Annotated in this window: 19 protein-coding genes and 1 pseudogene; 13 read left to right on the top strand and 7 right to left on the bottom strand. The window is 57.0% G+C overall.

Features of this window, described 5'->3' with window-relative positions:
- The first annotated feature begins 4 nt into the window (after positions 1-4).
- From CAI21_RS08960 to CAI21_RS25905, 7 genes and pseudogenes are all read left to right on the top strand, one after another.
- Positions 5-604 carry a hypothetical protein gene (locus CAI21_RS08960; protein ID WP_147305072.1) on the top strand — a complete coding sequence of 200 codons (600 nt, stop codon included), beginning with the start codon at positions 5-7 and terminating at the stop codon, positions 602-604.
- 100 nt (positions 605-704) lie between these two features.
- On the top strand, positions 705-1523 hold the full coding sequence (locus CAI21_RS08955; RefSeq protein ID WP_116301974.1) for an alpha/beta fold hydrolase: 819 nt from the start codon (positions 705-707) through the stop codon (positions 1521-1523).
- A gap of 79 nt (positions 1524-1602) precedes the next feature.
- On the top strand, positions 1603-2160 hold the full coding sequence (locus tag CAI21_RS08950) for a hypothetical protein (RefSeq protein WP_220347815.1): 558 nt from the start codon (positions 1603-1605) through the stop codon (positions 2158-2160).
- Between the two features lie 924 nt (positions 2161-3084).
- Positions 3085-3927: a macrolide esterase EstX gene (estX, locus tag CAI21_RS08940; RefSeq protein WP_116301972.1), complete on the top strand. Its 843-nt coding sequence runs from the start codon at positions 3085-3087 to the stop codon at positions 3925-3927.
- A gap of 236 nt (positions 3928-4163) precedes the next feature.
- Positions 4164-5537, top strand: coding sequence for an amidase family protein (locus CAI21_RS08935; RefSeq protein ID WP_220347813.1), 1374 nt, complete (start codon positions 4164-4166; stop codon positions 5535-5537).
- Positions 5538-5818: 281 nt separating this feature from the next.
- Positions 5819-6439: pseudogene (locus CAI21_RS08930) on the top strand (IS3 family transposase); the annotation flags it as partial.
- 2 nt (positions 6440-6441) lie between these two features.
- Positions 6442-6552: a DUF3703 domain-containing protein gene (locus tag CAI21_RS25905; RefSeq protein ID WP_220347821.1), complete on the top strand. Its 111-nt coding sequence runs from the start codon at positions 6442-6444 to the stop codon at positions 6550-6552.
- Between the two features lie 93 nt (positions 6553-6645).
- Here CAI21_RS25905 and CAI21_RS08920 read toward each other — a convergent pair whose 3' ends face one another.
- The 4 genes from CAI21_RS08920 to CAI21_RS08905 form a co-directional block, all read right to left on the bottom strand.
- Positions 6646-6939 carry a hypothetical protein gene (locus tag CAI21_RS08920; RefSeq protein ID WP_116301970.1) on the bottom strand — a complete coding sequence of 98 codons (294 nt, stop codon included), beginning with the start codon at positions 6937-6939 and terminating at the stop codon, positions 6646-6648.
- Between the two features lie 52 nt (positions 6940-6991).
- Positions 6992-7966, bottom strand: a complete 975-nt coding sequence (locus tag CAI21_RS08915) for a DUF2382 domain-containing protein (RefSeq protein WP_116301969.1) — start codon at positions 7964-7966, stop codon at positions 6992-6994.
- A gap of 41 nt (positions 7967-8007) precedes the next feature.
- The gene (locus CAI21_RS08910; RefSeq protein WP_116301968.1) at positions 8008-8448 is read right to left on the bottom strand and encodes a DUF2382 domain-containing protein; all 441 of its coding nucleotides are present in this window, start codon (positions 8446-8448) and stop codon (positions 8008-8010) included.
- A gap of 508 nt (positions 8449-8956) precedes the next feature.
- Positions 8957-9508 (bottom strand): IS110 family RNA-guided transposase, encoded by a 552-nt coding sequence (locus tag CAI21_RS08905; protein WP_181919341.1) that lies wholly within the window; start codon positions 9506-9508, stop codon positions 8957-8959.
- A gap of 145 nt (positions 9509-9653) precedes the next feature.
- On the opposite strand from CAI21_RS08905, the gene CAI21_RS23130 reads away from it, so the two are divergent.
- From CAI21_RS23130 to CAI21_RS23125, 4 genes are all read left to right on the top strand, one after another.
- Positions 9654-9824 carry a hypothetical protein gene (locus CAI21_RS23130; RefSeq protein WP_181919340.1) on the top strand — a complete coding sequence of 57 codons (171 nt, stop codon included), beginning with the start codon at positions 9654-9656 and terminating at the stop codon, positions 9822-9824.
- 177 nt (positions 9825-10001) lie between these two features.
- On the top strand, positions 10002-10361 hold the full coding sequence (locus CAI21_RS08900; RefSeq protein ID WP_116301966.1) for a hypothetical protein: 360 nt from the start codon (positions 10002-10004) through the stop codon (positions 10359-10361).
- A gap of 78 nt (positions 10362-10439) precedes the next feature.
- Positions 10440-10889, top strand: coding sequence for a hypothetical protein (locus CAI21_RS08895; protein ID WP_116301965.1), 450 nt, complete (start codon positions 10440-10442; stop codon positions 10887-10889).
- Positions 10882-11058 carry a hypothetical protein gene (locus CAI21_RS23125; protein WP_181919339.1) on the top strand — a complete coding sequence of 59 codons (177 nt, stop codon included), beginning with the start codon at positions 10882-10884 and terminating at the stop codon, positions 11056-11058. The genes CAI21_RS08895 and CAI21_RS23125 overlap by 8 nt, the downstream gene beginning before the upstream one ends.
- A 422-nt stretch (positions 11059-11480) precedes the next feature.
- Here CAI21_RS23125 and CAI21_RS08890 read toward each other — a convergent pair whose 3' ends face one another.
- From CAI21_RS08890 to CAI21_RS08880, 3 genes are read right to left on the bottom strand one after another with little or no spacing between them, the layout of a single operon-like run.
- A complete protein-coding gene (locus tag CAI21_RS08890; RefSeq protein ID WP_116301964.1) occupies positions 11481-11708 on the bottom strand; it encodes a hypothetical protein in 228 nt (75 codons plus the stop codon).
- A 53-nt stretch (positions 11709-11761) separates the two neighbouring features.
- Entirely contained in the window at positions 11762-13474 is a 1713-nt protein-coding gene (locus tag CAI21_RS08885) for a serine hydrolase domain-containing protein (RefSeq protein WP_116301963.1), read from the bottom strand.
- 44 nt (positions 13475-13518) lie between these two features.
- Entirely contained in the window at positions 13519-14298 is a 780-nt protein-coding gene (locus CAI21_RS08880) for a MipA/OmpV family protein (RefSeq protein ID WP_116301962.1), read from the bottom strand.
- 491 nt (positions 14299-14789) lie between these two features.
- Between CAI21_RS08880 and CAI21_RS08875 the strand changes: the two genes are divergently transcribed.
- Both CAI21_RS08875 and CAI21_RS08870 read left to right on the top strand, forming a co-directional pair.
- Positions 14790-15386 carry a response regulator transcription factor gene (locus tag CAI21_RS08875; RefSeq protein WP_220347811.1) on the top strand — a complete coding sequence of 199 codons (597 nt, stop codon included), beginning with the start codon at positions 14790-14792 and terminating at the stop codon, positions 15384-15386.
- Positions 15383-16822, top strand: coding sequence for a sensor histidine kinase (locus CAI21_RS08870; RefSeq protein ID WP_181919338.1), 1440 nt, complete (start codon positions 15383-15385; stop codon positions 16820-16822). The genes CAI21_RS08875 and CAI21_RS08870 overlap by 4 nt, the downstream gene beginning before the upstream one ends.
- Positions 16823-16842: the final 20 nt, after the last annotated feature.

Raw genomic sequence — 16842 nt, 5'->3', positions numbered from 1 at the left:
CACCTTGTTGGCAGCGTTCCTTGGCGCATACTTCGCGTTCACATTGAACGAGCAGCGAGAGCTGAGGAAAGCTCGTAATGAGCAGAAGGTTGCACTCAACCGTTCATTGTTTGTCCTAGCGCGCCAAGCGAATGCCATCGAGAACTACTATCGGCAAGTTGCGCCTTTCACCTCGCCCCACGAAAGAGCATTCAGTATGCCCGCGTTCAAACCTCCCAGTTACGCGCAGCTTGCTCATGATTTCGACGGGCTTTCCTTCCTGCTCGAATCCTCTGAGCCCCAACTCTTAATGGAATTAGCGGTTGAGCAGGAAAGATTCGAGCAGGTCATCGAATCAATCAGGATCAGAAACGAGTTCTATGTGGATGAGATTCAGCCTGCGCTAGTTGAGCAGGGGCTGACCGGAAGGCCACTCTCTGTTGAGGAGCTTTGTCAGGGCTTAGGCGAGAAGCTTTTTGGTGGCGCGATGGATGGTGCAAGGAATGTCTGGGAACACCTTGAAGCGTCCCGGAAGTCATTGCCTGACGTGCATAGTGAATTGCTTGGGATGGGGCGAGAGCTTTTCCCAGGGGAAAGTCTGGTGATGTGGAACACTGAAGCATAACCAGCCGTTTTTGCCGGACAATTTTTCCACCGCTGCGCGGCTCCAAAATTGCCGCAAAGCTCTGCGTTATGCGGATTGAGCGTTCAAGCGAGGTGCAAAGATGACGATGGTGACCGTCAACGGCGTCCAGTTGGCTTATGAAATTCATGGAACCGGAGAGATCCCTCTTGTCATGGTGCACGGGTCATGGCTGTCCCGCCGGACTTGGGACCCAATGGTTCCGCAATTGGCGAAGTCGTTTCGCGTACTCACCTATGACCGCCGTGGGCATGGTGAAAGTGAGCGGTCGAGCGCACAGGGCAGCGTCCGCGAGGATGTCGACGACCTTGCCGCTCTGATCGAGCATCTGGGGCTAGCTCCCACGTGGGTGGCTGGACAGTCCTTCGGTGGCTCGATAACACTTCGGTTGGCCAGCGAGCGCCCCGAACTCCTCCGAGGCATCATCGCCCACGAGCCGCCGCTGTTCGCACTGGTTGCCGGTGACCCTGCCGTAGCCCCGATGCTCGAGGGGTTTGCTCAACTAATCGCGGCAGTTAGTGAGCGAATCGCAGCTGGCGATCATGCCGGTGCTGCCGAACAGTTCATTGAGGAGGGGTTGGGACCGGGCCTGTGGACCCAACTTCCGCCCGAGTTGAGGCAAGTTATGGTAGAGAACGCACCGACTTACCTCGATGAGGCGAAGGATCCAGATCAACTCGCCTTTGATCCCAAGTGGATCACTGGATTCCCGCACCCGGTCTTCCTTACGCAAGGGGATCAGAGTCCGCCCGTGTTCCCGCCGGTCATCACCAAGCTTACCGATGCGCTGCCATCCGCGGAAGTTGGCTCTATCTCGGGAGCGGGGCACGTCGTACATGCGGAGCAGCCAGAGGATTACGCCGAAGCGATTACCGATTTCATCCGCAGGCACACAACATGATTACGGCCCACCACAAGGATCTACCGCATAACAACGGCATGCACCTGACGGTCCGCTTCGCAGCCCGCAGGTGATGCCCATGGCGTTAGGCATCATGAAGATTACTGAGCAACAGCTAATACGAGCCATATATTCGACTTGGGACTTTCAGCAGGCGCTGTCAGCGCTCACGTTTCTACTCGAAGATTGTGATTTCGATCGTAACTACGACAAAGTTAGCCTACGTCGTTTCCGTTGCTACGAGTCGACACTGATCGTTTCAATGGCACGCCCATTCGAAACCACCAGGAGGGGTACGACTATTGGCTTGCGAGCTTTGGGCATAACCTTGTCACAGGAAGAGAAAAAATTGGTTGCAAGGATTCTTGAGCTAAGGCGGAAAATTGTTGCGCACTCAGATGAAGAGGAAATGTACTTTAGGTCTACGTCGTTTCCTGTGCTAGACGGGAAGGGCAATTTCCCCCACTTTCAGTTCAACGAAGGGCTTCACCTAGAACAGCACGAATTACATAGGCTAGAAACTTTACTACGAAGTCTCAAAGCCAAATTAGCGGAGTTTTTCTTTCGAGTGGCACAGGAACAGCCAGAGCTTCTAGAGAAGTATCGTGAACCAGACTCCATTGCCAAGTCCGAGTGACAAAAATGCCTAACCAGTTGCTGCACGCGGAAAAATTACTCGCTACGCTCCCAATTTTCCGGTGAGCAAAGCGTTATAAGCTTTCGGGCGCATCTTCATCCGACTTTCAGTTGATGTTATATTGTTCTTCTGGCAGGATAAAAATATGAATCTAAATCTTATGCGCAAAGTATCTCGAATTATCATCATTCCATAGGAATGGTGGGTATTTTGATGCGCCTGTAATTTATCAAACCCACCCCATTGAGGTGGGTTTCCTTTTTCTGCCTCATGGGAGTAATTTACACAAAGGAGGCAGTATGAAAAAATAGCAGTTTTTGGTAAGCCCGGAAGCGGTAAATCTACTTTAAGCAAAGCGCTAGCGTTGGCAACTGGTATACAGTTACACCAGCTAGATTCGATAGCTTACAAAAAGAATGGGGAACTGGTAGATCGAAGTTCATTCGATGAAGCACATGAGCGTATCTTATCGTCTGGAAATTGGATCATTGATGGGTTTGGGCCAATAAACTCATTTCGCCAGCGTTTGGAAGCAGCTGATACATTGGTTTACGTTGATCTGCCATACATAACAAGCTACTGGTTTGTGACAAAGAGACTTCTGAAAGGGCTTTTCGTCAAACCTGAAGGTTGGCCTGAGGGCAGTTCGGTACTAAAAGGTACTTTTGAGAGCTATAAAGTTTTACGGCTATGCCCAAAATTCTGGAATGATGACTTCACTGCCAGATTAGAAGCAATGTCAGATAAAAAGTCATTATACATTGTTAAGTCAGTCTCTGAGCTAAATAACTTTGTATCCAGAAATGTCAATTAAATGCATATAACAATCCAAGGCAGTTGGGAATATTTTGCTTCGCTACGCTCAAAACGCAAAATATTCCCCTGCTTGGGGTGTTGTACGTAAAACCTGAAGGCAGTTTAAGTATGAAAGAAAAGGTAGTTTTTGATAACGCAATTTCACTCTATACCGAATCATTCGGTGACCCGACCGATGAACCAATTATTCTGATCATGGGGGCGATGTCGTCGGCGGTATGGTGGCCTGATGAGTTTTGCTCCGAACTAGCCACAATGGGTCGCTATGTGATCCGGTACGACCACCGTGATACCGGGAAATCAACAAGCTATGAGCCAGGTCAAGCTCCATATTCCGTTGAAGAATTAGCAGATGATGTGGTTCGCGTCATTGACGGTTATGGTCTGGAGGCTGCTCATTTAGTCGGCATGTCTTTGGGGGGATTTCTTTCCCAGCTTGTAGCTATCAAGTATCCGAAACGTGTGAAGAGCTTGACGCTGATTGCTTCAGAACGGCTTGCAGATGCAGATCCTGATATGCCCTCTTTTGATCCTGCCATCATTGAGTATCACCAACGGGCGGAATCGCTGGACTGGTCTGATAGAGATGCTGTCGTCGCGTATCAGGTCGGAGCGTGGCGAATCAACTCAGGTACCGCGCATGTTTTTGACGCTGAGAAGATACAAAAGATTGCTGAGTTAAATTTTGACCGTACGCCAAATATCCTGACAACATTCAACCACACTACGTTAGGTGGTGGCGAGAAATGGCTCGGCAGATTAAATGAGATAGCTGTACCAGCTTTGATTATTCACGGCACGGAGGATCCTGTACTTCCATATGTTCATGGATTGGCGTTGAAGGATGCGATTCGTGGTTCAAAAATCCTGAAACTGGAAGGCTCCGGGCATGAATTGCATCATGAAGACTGGCCGAAGATTATCCAGGCGATCAAGGAGCAGACGTCGTAGCTATGGGTGCGAAACGTACAACAAGTTGCTGCACCGGAAAATTACTCGCTGCGCTCCCAATTTTCCGGTGAGCAAGGCGTTGGGCACGGCTGATAAGCAGGTTCTGGGTGCAGCGCGACACGAGGGTATGGGGAAGAATGGTTGCTGGGTCTAACGATGAGACAGATGTTTTCTATCTTTCTGCGAGTCAGCTCGCGCAACGGATCCAGGCTGGCAGTTCCACTAGCGAGTACGTCGTGGGGGCCCTGCTTGAGCGTATTCGCGCGTACAACGGGGCTATCAATGCGGTCGTGACGCTAGCCGAGGACAGCGCGCTGCGGGAGGCGCGCGCTGCCGATGAAGCGGTCAGACGCGGTGAGCCGCTGGGGCCACTGCATGGGGTGCCGATTACGGTCAAGGATACCTTCGAGGTCGCGGGGCTGCGCTGTACCGCCGGGGCAACAGAGATGTCGCACCACATCCCTGAGCGCCACGCCGACTGTGTGCAGAGGATGACCGACGGCGGCGCCATCGTGATTGGCAAGACCAACGTACCTGCGTATGCAGGGGACCTACAAACGAACAACAAGATTTTTGGCTGTACCCGCAACCCTCACGACATTAGCCGCACCAGCGGCGGGTCCTCGGGCGGTAGCGCGGCTGCCCTGGCGGCAGGGTTTGCTCCGCTGGAGATTGGCAGCGACTTGGGTGGGTCGAACCTCACTCCATCGCACTTTTGCGGTGTGTTTGGCCATCGGCCTTCAACAGGCCTGACTTCGATGCGCGGACATATTCCCCCTGCACCTGGGCACCTCGTTACGGTCGATATGGAGGAGGCCGGTCCCCTCGCGCGGACGGCGGATGATCTTGAACTCGGGCTGCGCGTTATGGGTGGCAGCGATGCAAGGTTCATTGTTCCGCAGGTTGAGAAGCTGGCCGACTTTCGGGTTGGTTGCTGGTTCGTGGACTCAAGTTGCCCCATCGACAGCGAGCTGTCGCAGGGCTACTCAGCGCTTTGCAAGTCGCTGGTTGAGCGGGGAGCGCGGGTATCGGAGGCGCGGCATGAGTTGCTGCAGTTGAACAAAATCTTGCCGGTGTACTTCAATCTGCTTGGGAGCGGACTGACGCACATGTTATCACCTATCGAACGGGCGGAGATGCAACTGCTCAGCTGGGTAGGTCCGATGCTCCCAAAGCTCCTAGGGTTGACGAGGGGAGCTCAGGAGTATCCGAAAGGCGCGGTCCAGTCGCACAGAGCATGGGGGCTTTGGAATGAAGAGCGCGAGCGCATGCGGCGCCAGATTGCCAGCCTGTTCGATGACCATGATGTCCTTTTGACGCCGGTCAACCCGGTGGTCGCGATCAAGCACGATCACAGAGAGCCGAATTTCCTGCGAAAGCTGTTTGTGAACGGCGAGAGGCGAAGCTATGTGGATCAGTTTTGCTGGATAGCGCTGCCGACGTTGCTGGGGCTTCCCGCGACCTCGGTTCCGATAGGCAAGACCGAGTGCGGGCTGCCCTTTGGAGTTCTGGTTGTTGGAGCGCCCGGCCAGGATCTCACCACGATCCACTTCGCTCGGCGGCTTGAGCAGGCTGGTATCGCAGGGTTTCAACGGCCGCATGGTTTTTGATTGGCTCTAAGAAGAAACGAGCCCTGGGCAGTCATCCTGGGGTTTGTCGGCGCGTTAGCTGTGGGTGAGCGCCCAACCAGCGCGTGGAGCCGACGCGCTAAAGCGCGCGGCTCACGCACATCGTTGGGCAGTTGAGCGATCGGCCTCGGCCTGAGCGTTATTGAGAATGTTGAGTGGCTCTGATGAATAGAAAGTCGATCCCCGAAGACACCGGAAGACACCGGGACACCCATTCGACCGCACCCTGTCTTTCGCTAACGTGATGGGTGTCTTCCGAAACCGTGCGCGGCAAGCCGGTCAAGACGACGGTGAGCGACAAGGCCGTGCCGTGTCCGCAGGATCGCGCGAATCGCCAGTTTCACGCTGATCGGCCGAACGCGCTGTGGGTGTCGGATTTCACCTACGTCTCCACCTGGCAGGGCTTTGTCTACGTCGCGTTCGTTATTGACGTCTTCGCCCGACACATTGTCGGCTGGAAGGCGTCGCGCTCGGCCCGCACGGATTTCGTGCTCGATGCGCTCGAGCAGGCCTTGTCGGCGCGCCGGCCTACGCAGCACGGATTGATTCACCATAGCGACAGAGGGGTGCAATACGTCTCCATCCGTTACAGCGAACGGCTTAAGGAGGCCGGCATCGAGCCGTCGGTCGGCAGTGTCGGCGACTCTTATGACAATGCCCTGGCGGAGACGATTAACGGCCTGTACAAGGCCGAGGTCATCCACCGCCAGTCATGGAAGAGCTGTGAGGCGGTGGAGTTGGCCACCCTGATCTGGGTCGATTGGTTTAACCACCGCCGGTTATTGGGGCCGATCGGCCGCCTGCCGAAGCCGAGGCGGCGTGACTCACACCCACGAGCCTCCGAGATAACCGGGGCGGTTCAGTCGTTACGAAGACTGCTGTAGGCCTGATACCCGCAGGCAATACCGGCGGTGCGAACGTCAGCCCATTCAAGCCAATGCCGATACCGCCAGACTTGGCGGAGCTCATCGATGAAGCTCGCAGGCCCAACTGCTGAAGCCCAAGAAACCACCACCGAGCGAATGGGCAAAAATAGGCTTAGGAAAGGACTCGAGGAGTTCCTTCCAACCGAGACAAACGTGCCAGCAGGCTAGCTCTTTACCATGCTTTCGGGCAGTTTGTGGCTTGGGGGTTCTGTAGAGCCTACCTTCGGCGACAGTGGCGGTGTTGGGGTGGTTTCCGTTATCGGCTCGGATTGCGAATACGGCTGCGCCCCTTGAGCCGGGGACCACACCAACAGCACTATCACTGCGATTGCGAACGCCATCGCGAGCACTAGCAACATCCAGTTGCGGCGGGAGTGATCAGCCGGCTTTTGCTCCGGCCGATCGTAGATGCCCACCTTCCGTTCGGGCGGCTGATTCTTCTGATCTTGATCTGCCATAACACCTCCTGTTGCCGCCGGCCGTTGGACCGGCGGCAAATTCGGCACGCGGTTAGGGGTTTAGCGGGCGGCCGGGTTCGTCGGGGTGACGGGGCGGCTGCCCCTGGCGGTGTTCCTCGTCGTCGATTTCCACATCCGTGCGGCGAACAGTGTCGTCGATCTCCTCCGTCCGCTCGCGGGACTCTTTGCCAACGCGCACCTCTTCTGTGACGCGCGGCGTCTTTTGCACGACGGGTTCTTCCTTTGTCTCCCTAAACTCCATGCTTTGATCGCGGGAAGCTTCCAGATCGCGCTCGGATGCTGGGCGGTCCACCGGGCGACGCTCCACATGAAGATCGTCCTCCCGCAACTTGATTTCTTCGTGGGCAGGTTCTTCCGTACTACGGACATACACCCGCGCACGGCCGCTCTCAACTTCACGCTTACCGACTTCCAACTCTTCGTTTACCGCCGGGATAACCTGCTCCTGCTCGGCTTCATAAGGTTCGGCATTTTCGTCGAAACCTTGCCATCCCGATTGCTGCCACTGTTCGCGGCGGCGGTCGATGTCGATCGCCCCATGGTTATGCATGATGCCGGCGGCTTGTTCTGCATCCGCATCCGTTGCATCCACCACCACAACAGCGCCGCCACGCCGGATGTTTTCGGCGTATGCGTGCGCATCCTCTTCGCCGACGCCAAGCTTGGTCAAGGCGCCGATGGCACCGCCGGCGGCTGCGCCGATCCCCGCGCCGGCGAGTGCCGTCGCGAGCGGACCGGCAGCCAGTACTGGCCCGATCCCTGGTACGGCAACGGCAATTACGCCTGCCGCCAGCCCTAGCCCCCCTCCGGCGAGGGCGCCCTTGCCTGCGCCGGAGGCGACGTCGCTGGTATCGCCGCCAGCTTCTGAGCCCTCGCGGTCGCGCCGCTCTTGGTCCTTGGCCATGATGCTAATGTTGTCGTGGTCAAACCCAGCCTGAGCGAGCTCCTCTACAACTGATTGAGCCTCTTGGTAGTTGTCAAACGAACCTACTACTGTCTTAGCCATGTCTATATCCTTCTACATCAAATCATCAGAACGGGGCGGAATCATTCACCGGGTGGGCTGACGCCTCGCTCGCCGTTCCCGCTACTGCCGTTGGATCTGCCACGCTCTACGGTTACTTTCTCGGTCTTTATCGGAATGTCGTCGACGTAGCTGCTTGTATTGCGCGTCCTAGTTACATGCACCTCCTCTCGCAGAACCAGCCTTTTTTCCAGAACGATTTCTTCCTCAATAACCGGTATGATCGTGGTATCTCCTTCTGTGCGAACCGCTAGCCGTTCCTGAATTAATTCATTCTTCGGTATCCGCGTAACCTCCACGTTTTCCCGAAATAGGGGTTCCTCGACATGCTGGAGAGTTTCTTCATGCTGCTTCGTGACGAGCACTCTATCCGTTTCACGCTCACGCTTCTGGATATCCAGCTCTTCCCGAACGACGGGAATGACCTCGCTCTCGCTGCGCGGCGGGTCTTGTTCTGCACTCATGGCTCATCCTTCCGTCGTTGATCCACAGCGTATACCGGAGGGCTACGGTGCGTTGGGAGTAGCTGAAGCCTTTGATTGGCCAGGGTGGATAGGGTGTTCTGCACGGTGTAACCTCCTTGTAGGCGTCGCCCGTAACCCGGCTGTCCTGTGTATTGGGGCAATATGCCGCCACCCGAGTGGCTTTCAATGCGTAGGGAAAAAGAATTCTCGACGGCGCACAAAACGCTGTATTACATGTTCGTTTTGTGCGCCGAAAATATAACAGTGATAGAGGGTTACGTGATTGACACTACACTAGGGGACATATATGGACGCCTCCCCGTGGTCAAGGGTGTTCGTCGATAAAGCAGTGGGTTCGCGGACAACTATCCGGCGTCGTTAATGGGGCGGTATTGGCGGGCCCCGCACCGTGATGACATCCGGTCCCTGACCGCCTATACACCCACACGTGCTCGGTTGGCGACGTGTCCCACGACCAGGCTCTTATCAGGGCCGGAGACCGGTTGCTTTATCGGTAACCGCAAAACCCAGGGTAAGTAGTTCTGTTATTGTGCCCGCGTCGGGCCTTGGGCTGAACGACCCAGCGGCCGAGCGGATTGAGCTGTTTGGGGAACACGACCCCGTACTCGGCGGCCAGCCCGCGCATTTGGTTGGCTAGCTGCGTGCGCTGACGGACCGAGCGCTGGCGTAAGCGATGCAGCAGCTGCAAGTCTTGCTGTGCGACCGATTTCACTGGGACACAATGCAGGCCCGGTCGCTGGGCGGCCTCGCAGATGGCGAGCGCATCGCCGGCATCGTTTTTGTTCACGCGCACGAAGGGCTTGACGTGCTGGGGTGGGATGAGCCGGACGGGGTGGCCCAGCGCCTGAAAGGTTCTTCCCCAGTGGTGGGCGCTATAGCAGGCCTCCATGACCAGGGGGACCGCGGGGTGTTGGCGCAACACGGCAAGCAGTCGATCGCGTTTGACCGCCCGGTTGAACACCACCTGGCCCGCTTGGTTCACCGCGCAGAGTTGAAAAACCGACTTTGCCAGATCGATGCCGATGAGTTTAACTTCCATGGTGGACGCCTCCTTTTCTTTGACTTTGGTCTCGTATCCAAAAGTCTGGCGCATCGTGACGCCGTGTGAAGGGGAGGCGTCCATCTCATCACCCATTCGACCGCACCCTGTCTTTCGCTAACGTGATGGGTGGCTAGAGCGGGATATGTTCAAGCTACTCGACAACGCGTATATCGCCGCGCGCTACCATCTCGACTTTAATGTCACTCAAGAAGACCTCGATTACTTAGCGCCCAAAGCGCAGCGTTTGTTGGAGGTAACCAAAGCGCTGTGCGAGCAGGAGCTGGGGCGCTTGCGGGAGGAAGGCCGGGAATAAGCGTGGGCGGCATTGCTTGAGGCGTAAGAAAACCGAACGCATGGTGCCGAATGCAGAAGTTCGCTAAGGCACTGGCAATCAACATAAGCAGGGCGTTGTGGCAGCCAAAGCGCGGTATCATGTAGCACCCGGTTGTTTGCCATCATAACGTGCGCTGTCTAATCACTGTTACATACTATGAATATCGAAGATCCAAATGAGTTGCTAGCGCTGCATCGATGCTTGTTGGAGGCAAAGTTTAGCCCCGATCCGGACGACCGCGATATAGCAGGTAGTCCAATTGTAGCCAAGCTTGCCAACAACGTTGTAGCGGAGTTGGAAGCACGCGAGGGAGCTCAGTGGGGCGAGTGGAGAAGAGCTGAGAATCATCCCCAAAAGGTCTCGGCGCTAGTAAGTGCCCTTAGCCAGCGATCACTGCAAGATCTACCGCAGAGCGAGAGGGCCGCATTCATCCACGATGCTCTGGCCCCGCTAGTCGCTTCTGAAGAGCTCATCGATGAAGTTGTCGAGAAAGTATTTGGGCTTGGAAAGGTGTAACAAAGTGGATCAATTCGCTGCGGCCTTCGCCGCATGGCCTCCTGCGTCGGCCACCGTTGTACACGGCGGTAGGGCTCTATGAAAATTGTGCGAGATTCAAGGCTGGAAGCGCTCAAGGGAGTCGAGCATCTCCTATACGGGATTAACTATGAGGTCTGGCTCAATCTGTATGGGCCCGCTGAATCGGATTTAGGCTTGGCCGAAGCTCTCAGAAGCTTGATTTCAAAGGAATGTGAAATATCGAGTGTTGTGCCTTCATCGCCGCAGGAAGCCATATCCGAAATTATGGATAAGGTTTTATATAAAGGTCACATTGGCTCGGGCCCACTGGAGCTAGAGTCCAAAGAGGCTGAAATCACTGAATTAATGAATAAAGTGTTTTCGCTCATTGGTCTTGAGAAAGCGGAACTGGTTACTGAGTTTGGATTTAAAAATGGGCATCCTGCCTATCCCGTATTTTGGGACTTTGCTTATGATATCCATTCAAACGACCAGCGCTGGATACTTGTAGGTTCTAGCAGTGACTAATCTTAACAAAGCGCTCCGCATTAACTGGGCACTCAGGGCCTGTAGTGACTCCAGCTACGACTGCACCGAGGTTAACGCCAACAACTACAACCGCGTCCAGACCGGCCGTGCCGAGGTCTGCAGCTCGCGTATGCCTGCGCCGGCGGCAGCGGCGACAACCTGGGGCTGAACAACGCTTAATGCCTATGCCATCCTGGCGGAGACGTCGGACGGCTACTAGTGGCGCCCGTCGGAGCAGGCGCCGAAAGGCACTTTCAGTTCGCCAGAGCCCTCGGTCGCTGCCATAGGAAGTTGGATGGAAGCCTCCCCGTGCTCAAGCGCTAACGTGATGGGTATCTTCCGAAGCCCCGGCTTCAGGCCCGTCCACCAGGCGTTCACGAGATACAGACTGCCGAGGGTGGCGACGATGGGCGCGCCTGCCAGACCTTGAACAGTAGCGGAACGTCCCCGAACAGCGATTCCATGACCTCGGACTGCACTGCGGCACCAGGGTAGGGTATCTGCCGGCAACGCGCCGCCCAGTGAAGACAAGCACGCAACCGGGACGCCGGCCGCCAGCCGGCGAATGAGCGTTGGCGTGATCCCCTTTCCTTAGTAATTCAGATCGATACTGATCAGGCCAAAGGCGAGAGAGAACCAGGCCAGTTGGACCATGGCGAGGGCTACGATAATGCTCCAGATCTTGGTCCCCAGGCTGTGTGGCCCGATCAGTGTCTGCCATGCGCTCCATGCAGCGACCACCGTGGCCACGATGCTAAGGAGACCGATGGCCTGAACTGCGCGGATCCATCGATCAAGCCCGGTATCAAACTCTGCCACGCCTGCGGCGACCAGCAGGAGCAGGGCCGCCCAGGCAAGCAGAAAGGCAAAACCTATCGCGGCGGCCAGGCGAATCCGCCGGTAGTGCCGCCCATCCCGCGCGGCAGCTGCGAATGCCGAGCGTAGCGCCTGCGTATCACGGTTGCTATCGGCCATTGCAAACAAACTGCGAACAACACGGTGGCAGTGGCCGCCAACAATGGCAGGTTCCATGTCGCTGAGCGCAGAGCCGGCACCGGCCTGAGTTCGAAGGTGGAAAGGTCCCGAGGCAGCCAACGGACTACGCGCCCGTCCTCTATTAGCACGTTCAGTTTGCCGCGTCCGCCTACCTCACTCCAGACGGACGGAGCAGTCTGCCGCCAGGTCTGTGGGCGACCCGTTTCCAGATTGATAAGTGGCGAAGTCATGATGGTTCCATCCTCGTTCGCGACAACTCTCACGCGTGCCGCCAAGTACAACGCACTTAGAAAATCTCCGGACGGTCGGCGCGACATCTCATACTCGCCTGCCATAAGGCGGGCATGCTCGGGCGCGGCTATCAGGGTGAGTTCCGGCGCTGCCGGCGAGGCCGGGAAGTAACGGTCCATGAACTGAAAATACAAGGAAGCCCGCAAGCGATACGCGGCACCGATCAGACCACCATTGCCACTGCTGTTCACAAATAGAAACAGCCCGACGCCTTCGTCGAGCAGCAGCTTCAGGTCGCTGTGACTGCCTGCGTCATCGCCTGTATGGCCTATCACTCGAGAGTCGTTGTAATCGGCTCCAAAGAATCCGAGCGTAGTGCCGGGCGCACCGGGAATTGGCCTATACGCCGGCTCCTGCATCAACCGCATCGTGTCCGGCTGCAGTAGCGCATAGTCGGCGACGGGTCGGCGCTCGAGATGTGCCAACATGAATCGGGCCATATCCGGAACGGTGGTAACGAGGCTACCCGCCGGATCCGCGGTCAGCTCGGGCCGCATCTCAAGCGGATAAGGAGCACCCGCAGAGCGGCGCGAGTAGCTCCTGGCGAGATCCGTTTGCAAGGCTTCTGGAACGGGACTCCGGAAAGAAGATCGCACCATACCTAAAGGGGCGAGTATATGGTGCGCCACATAGTCCTCGAACGGCTGGTCAGATACCCGCTCGACAATATAACCGGCTAGCACGGTGCCATAGTTGGAATACGCCTGAACCTCGCCCGGCGGGTCAATCCGCGCGGGTACGGGCACCTCACGCAGATAGCTTCCCAGGGGTTGAGGCCCATTCCGCCGATATTGCTTGATACGCTCCTCGAAGCCCGCTGTGTGGGTCATCAGGTGGCGCATCGTGATTGCGCTGTCGTAGGCATCGGGAATCCGAAAGTCGAGATAATCGTTAATGTCGCGGTCCAATTCGAGCAGGCCCTGCTCGACCAGTTGCATAACCGCTGTCCAGGTAAGGGTCTTGCCGACCGACGCCACCGGAAAAACCGTGCTTTCCGGGTCCATTGGAACAGCATGTTCCACGTTCGCGTAGCCATACCCTTTCTTCAGCAAGACCTGCCCGTCTTTAACGACCAAAACCAGCGCTCCGGCTATGTCGCCTTGTGCCAAAGCGTACGGTACGAAACCGTCCAGCCAAGCCTCGAGGTCAGCGCGGGTCAGGTGCCGGGAAGCGGTTTCTTCCGACCCCAGCACCGCCGCCGCGCGCCCCTCGGAAGCCGTTGTTTCCGCGTGCACCAGAGGCGGTAGCGAGCCGACCCCAGTGAACGCCAATAGGAGCGCGATAATGCGCAGCATCATTGCGAATTTTCCTCTAGTTTCGTTGAGATTTGGCAAGGCTTCGACTAGCGTCGATACACGATCCCCACGCCACCGGATGGTTGTAAACGCTCTTGAACTAGAGGACTTTCGGCCGCTTCATCAAGCAGGTAGCTGGCGTGAATGCCGAGATTGAGTGTCCAGTGATTATTGAGCCCATACACTGCTTGGAAACCGACACCGACGTCCTTGATGCCGGCGGCAGCCGTGTAGCGGGCATAACCGGAGCGGCTCGCCTGAGACTGAGAAACACCGAAGTACGACGACATGTGCTTGTCATCCGCCCACGAGGCGGACAGGTTCGGCACGAACACTAGCCTTTCACCCAGTAGCACCGGATAGGCAAGCCCGGCCTCAGCAACCGTGCCACGGGCGCCGCCGAGCGTACGGGCCACGCTTATGGAGAAATCGAGACCAAGCCAGCTATAGCCCGCGAAGACCATTCCCAGCGCTGCGTCATCGATGTTTCCCATTCCGCGCAGGTTTTGTCGGTCGTGGCGTTCCCGCCGGCCAAAGTCGTAGCCGAGGCTAGCACCCAACTGCAAGCGGTCGTGGTTAATCGCGTAGAAGCCTGCGCCCTGACTGGTGTTCGCAAACAGCGTGTCACGCCAAGTAACGTCTATCTCTGGAAGTGCCAAAATCGTTAAGCGGTCACTACCCTCATAGCGGGGTATGGCGCCGCCGCTTAACCCTATCGTGACGTCGAACCCGGAGGTACCGGCGTTGGCGGAGCCACCGCCTATAGCTGCCGCAACAAGCAACGTCGCAAAGGCAGTGAGCACGCATTTCCTTCTTGTTATAGTCATTTCATTTCTCCGAGTTTGTCTGCGAGTCTCGGAGAGACTACGTCTCGAAGGTTGTGCGGAAGTGTTGCCGCTGGGAAGTCGCCGTGAGGCCCGGGCCGACGAAGGGGTTAGTCGCAAGCAGCCATCAGACCCGCCAATGCGCAGCGGGACCGGCAAGCGGAAACTTTCGCGCAACCTTGGCCTGACAAACTAAGCCCTTGCCGACGCGGAAACCGAGTGTGCGGCCTTTGGTGCGGCTTGTTCGCTCCCGAGCAGGAATCCAGCGCTCCTGCCATCGCTGTGAGAGCGAAATCTTGTACAGTCTGCTGCCTAGAAATAGGCGATACTTCGATTACCCACGGGTGCTAAGCGGTTGGTGGAGCGGCAGAAGCCATGGCTGCGCCGTTCGGTACCTTTCTAGTGAAAGGAATTGCGATGACACGGATTCTCTTGGTCGAGGACGAACCGGAGATGGCGGCTTTAGTGAGGCGCAACCTCCGCGCCTGCGGTTTTTGGTTGACCGCGTCGGCTCGTGCGACGAAGCGAAGCTGACCCTCGGCACCGCCTGCTACGCGCTGATTCTGCTGGATCGCCTGCTACCGGATGGGGACGGGCTCTCCCTGCTTCCCACGATTCGCGCTTGCCACGCGGGCACGCCGGTGATCCTGTTGACCGCACTCGACGATTTGGGCGACAAGGTTCGCGGGCTGGATGCCGGAGCAGATGACTATCTCACCAAACCTTTCTTCGCCGATGAACTCATGGCACGGATACGGGCAGTGTTGCGACGCCCGGGCGCCGAGCCCTTGTCGCCACTGATCTGCGGCCGCCTATGCTTCGACCCTCAGTACCGAGAAGCCACTGTCGACGGTCACCCTCTGGTACTAAAGCACCGCGAACTGCTGCTGTTCGAGGCGCTGATTCAGCGAGCTGGGCGCGTCGTTCAGCGTGATGCTCTGCTCAACGCCGTGTATGGGCTAGATGACGACGTGCAACCCAAAGCCCTCGACGGCCACGTGTCGCGCCTGCGCGGGCGCCTTATACGATGCAACGCCGGAGTGGCGATTCATGCGATACGGAATGTCGGGTACATGATGAAGCAAGCATGAAACCAATCCGATTGTCGCTCGCGAGTCGCGTGAGCATCCCGCTGGTCGTCCTTCAATTCGTCGTTCCCATCCTTACGACGGTGATTTGGGTCATTTTCTGGCCAAGTCCAGGAGACGAGTACGCGGTTTCCCAGTTCCGCGTAAGCCATCTGGTAGCGTCTGCCCTTGTAGACGGATCGGATGGGCGTCCGGCCATCACTGCCACACCGGCCTTGAAGCGCTTCCAAAATGCACGCCCGGAGGTTCGTATCGCGATCATCGATAGACAGGGTAATGCCGTGGAGGGGTCTGACCCTGACTTGGTTGCCGCATTACAGCGCTATGGTTATCTGACGTTCTTCGATGCGTTGTTTATCTTCCCCGACAACCTCGATAGCCCGCTGGCGGGAAGCGTTGTGGTCGCGACATCCGGCACTAAACCATACTCAGAGAGCACCTTGTTCGTAGCTGACAACCGTGTGCGGGCCTCTGACATACCCACCTTCATTCGCCTCTTAGCGACACAAGTCATAGAGAAGCTCGGTCCTTTCCTGCTGGTCGTCGTTCTCGCTGTGCCCTTCTTCGTTCGGCGAGCGCTACGGCCTTTGGTAGCCGCCTCTCGGGAGGCCGCCGCCATCGATCTGCGATCGCGGGAAAAGCGGCTGCCGGATGGGCCAGGAGTGCCTTCCGAGCTGTTACCGCTAGTCCAAGGGATCAATGCCGCACTTGACCGGCTCGATCAAGGTGTCAGCCGCCAACAGCGCTTCTCGGCCCAAGCAGCGCACGAAATGCGCACCCCCTTGGCAATTCTTGCGGCGAGAATCGACAGCTTGAAGGATGTCCAGGCTGGGGTAGGACTACGTCGGAACGTCGAGCGGATGCGCACGCTGGTAGACCAGTTGCTTTTCGTTGCCCGATTGGAACGGCTCGACCTTCCCCTTGACGAAGCTATTGACCTTGTAGCATTGGCGCGCGACGTTGTTGCCGACTGCGCGCCGCTTGCCATCGCAGAAGGCAGGCAACTCGCACTGGTACCCGAGGTTGCTCGGCTGACTATGCGGGGTAATTCGCATGCCTTGGCAAGTGCCATCGTAAACCTCGCCGAGAATGCGTTACGAGCCGAGCCGCCAGGGGGCACTGTCGAGATCGTTATACAACACCGCGACATGGCCAGGGTTCTGGTTGTCGATCACGGACCGGGCATCGCACCGGCCAACAGAGAGCAAATATTCGAGCCATTCTGGCGACGCGAAGAACGTGTTCCTGGTGCGGGGCTGGGGCTGGCCATCGTTAAGGAAGTTGCCGCTGCTCATGGTGGGAGTATCACCGTGGACGAGACACCGGGCGGAGGCGCCACCTTTTGCCTCAGCCTGCGAAGGGCGGGATCAGGCCTAACATCTGTATGTGAGAGCAAAGTATGTGAGAGGACAGCCATCCACTTTCGCTTCGGGGTTTAATAATCTTTCATGGTTCTACC

Source organism: Alkalilimnicola ehrlichii (assembly GCF_003399765.1).
In the GTDB taxonomy this organism is placed as follows: domain Bacteria; phylum Pseudomonadota; class Gammaproteobacteria; order Nitrococcales; family AK92; genus AK92.
Note: the sequence above shows the minus strand (reverse complement) of the source record. Positions and strands in the feature narration are given on the sequence as shown.

Bases quoted from the DNA above. Each gene is read 5' to 3' on its own strand.
- estX (WP_116301972.1), top strand. From the start codon at position 3,085: ATGAAAGAAAAGGTAGTTTTTGATAACGCAATTTCACTCTATACCGAA.
- CAI21_RS23130 (WP_181919340.1), top strand. From the start codon at position 9,654: ATGTTCAAGCTACTCGACAACGCGTATATCGCCGCGCGCTACCATCTC.
- CAI21_RS08870 (WP_181919338.1), top strand. From the start codon at position 15,383: ATGAAACCAATCCGATTGTCGCTCGCGAGTCGCGTGAGCATCCCGCTG.
- CAI21_RS08950 (WP_220347815.1), top strand. From the start codon at position 1,603: ATGGCGTTAGGCATCATGAAGATTACTGAGCAACAGCTAATACGAGCC.
- CAI21_RS08900 (WP_116301966.1), top strand. From the start codon at position 10,002: ATGAATATCGAAGATCCAAATGAGTTGCTAGCGCTGCATCGATGCTTG.
- CAI21_RS08915 (WP_116301969.1), bottom strand. From the start codon at position 7,966: ATGGCTAAGACAGTAGTAGGTTCGTTTGACAACTACCAAGAGGCTCAA.
- CAI21_RS08885 (WP_116301963.1), bottom strand. From the start codon at position 13,474: ATGATGCTGCGCATTATCGCGCTCCTATTGGCGTTCACTGGGGTCGGC.
- CAI21_RS08955 (WP_116301974.1), top strand. From the start codon at position 705: ATGACGATGGTGACCGTCAACGGCGTCCAGTTGGCTTATGAAATTCAT.
- CAI21_RS08910 (WP_116301968.1), bottom strand. From the start codon at position 8,448: ATGAGTGCAGAACAAGACCCGCCGCGCAGCGAGAGCGAGGTCATTCCC.
- CAI21_RS08920 (WP_116301970.1), bottom strand. From the start codon at position 6,939: ATGGCAGATCAAGATCAGAAGAATCAGCCGCCCGAACGGAAGGTGGGC.
- CAI21_RS08905 (WP_181919341.1), bottom strand. From the start codon at position 9,508: ATGGAAGTTAAACTCATCGGCATCGATCTGGCAAAGTCGGTTTTTCAA.
- CAI21_RS08895 (WP_116301965.1), top strand. From the start codon at position 10,440: ATGAAAATTGTGCGAGATTCAAGGCTGGAAGCGCTCAAGGGAGTCGAG.
- CAI21_RS08880 (WP_116301962.1), bottom strand. From the start codon at position 14,298: ATGACTATAACAAGAAGGAAATGCGTGCTCACTGCCTTTGCGACGTTG.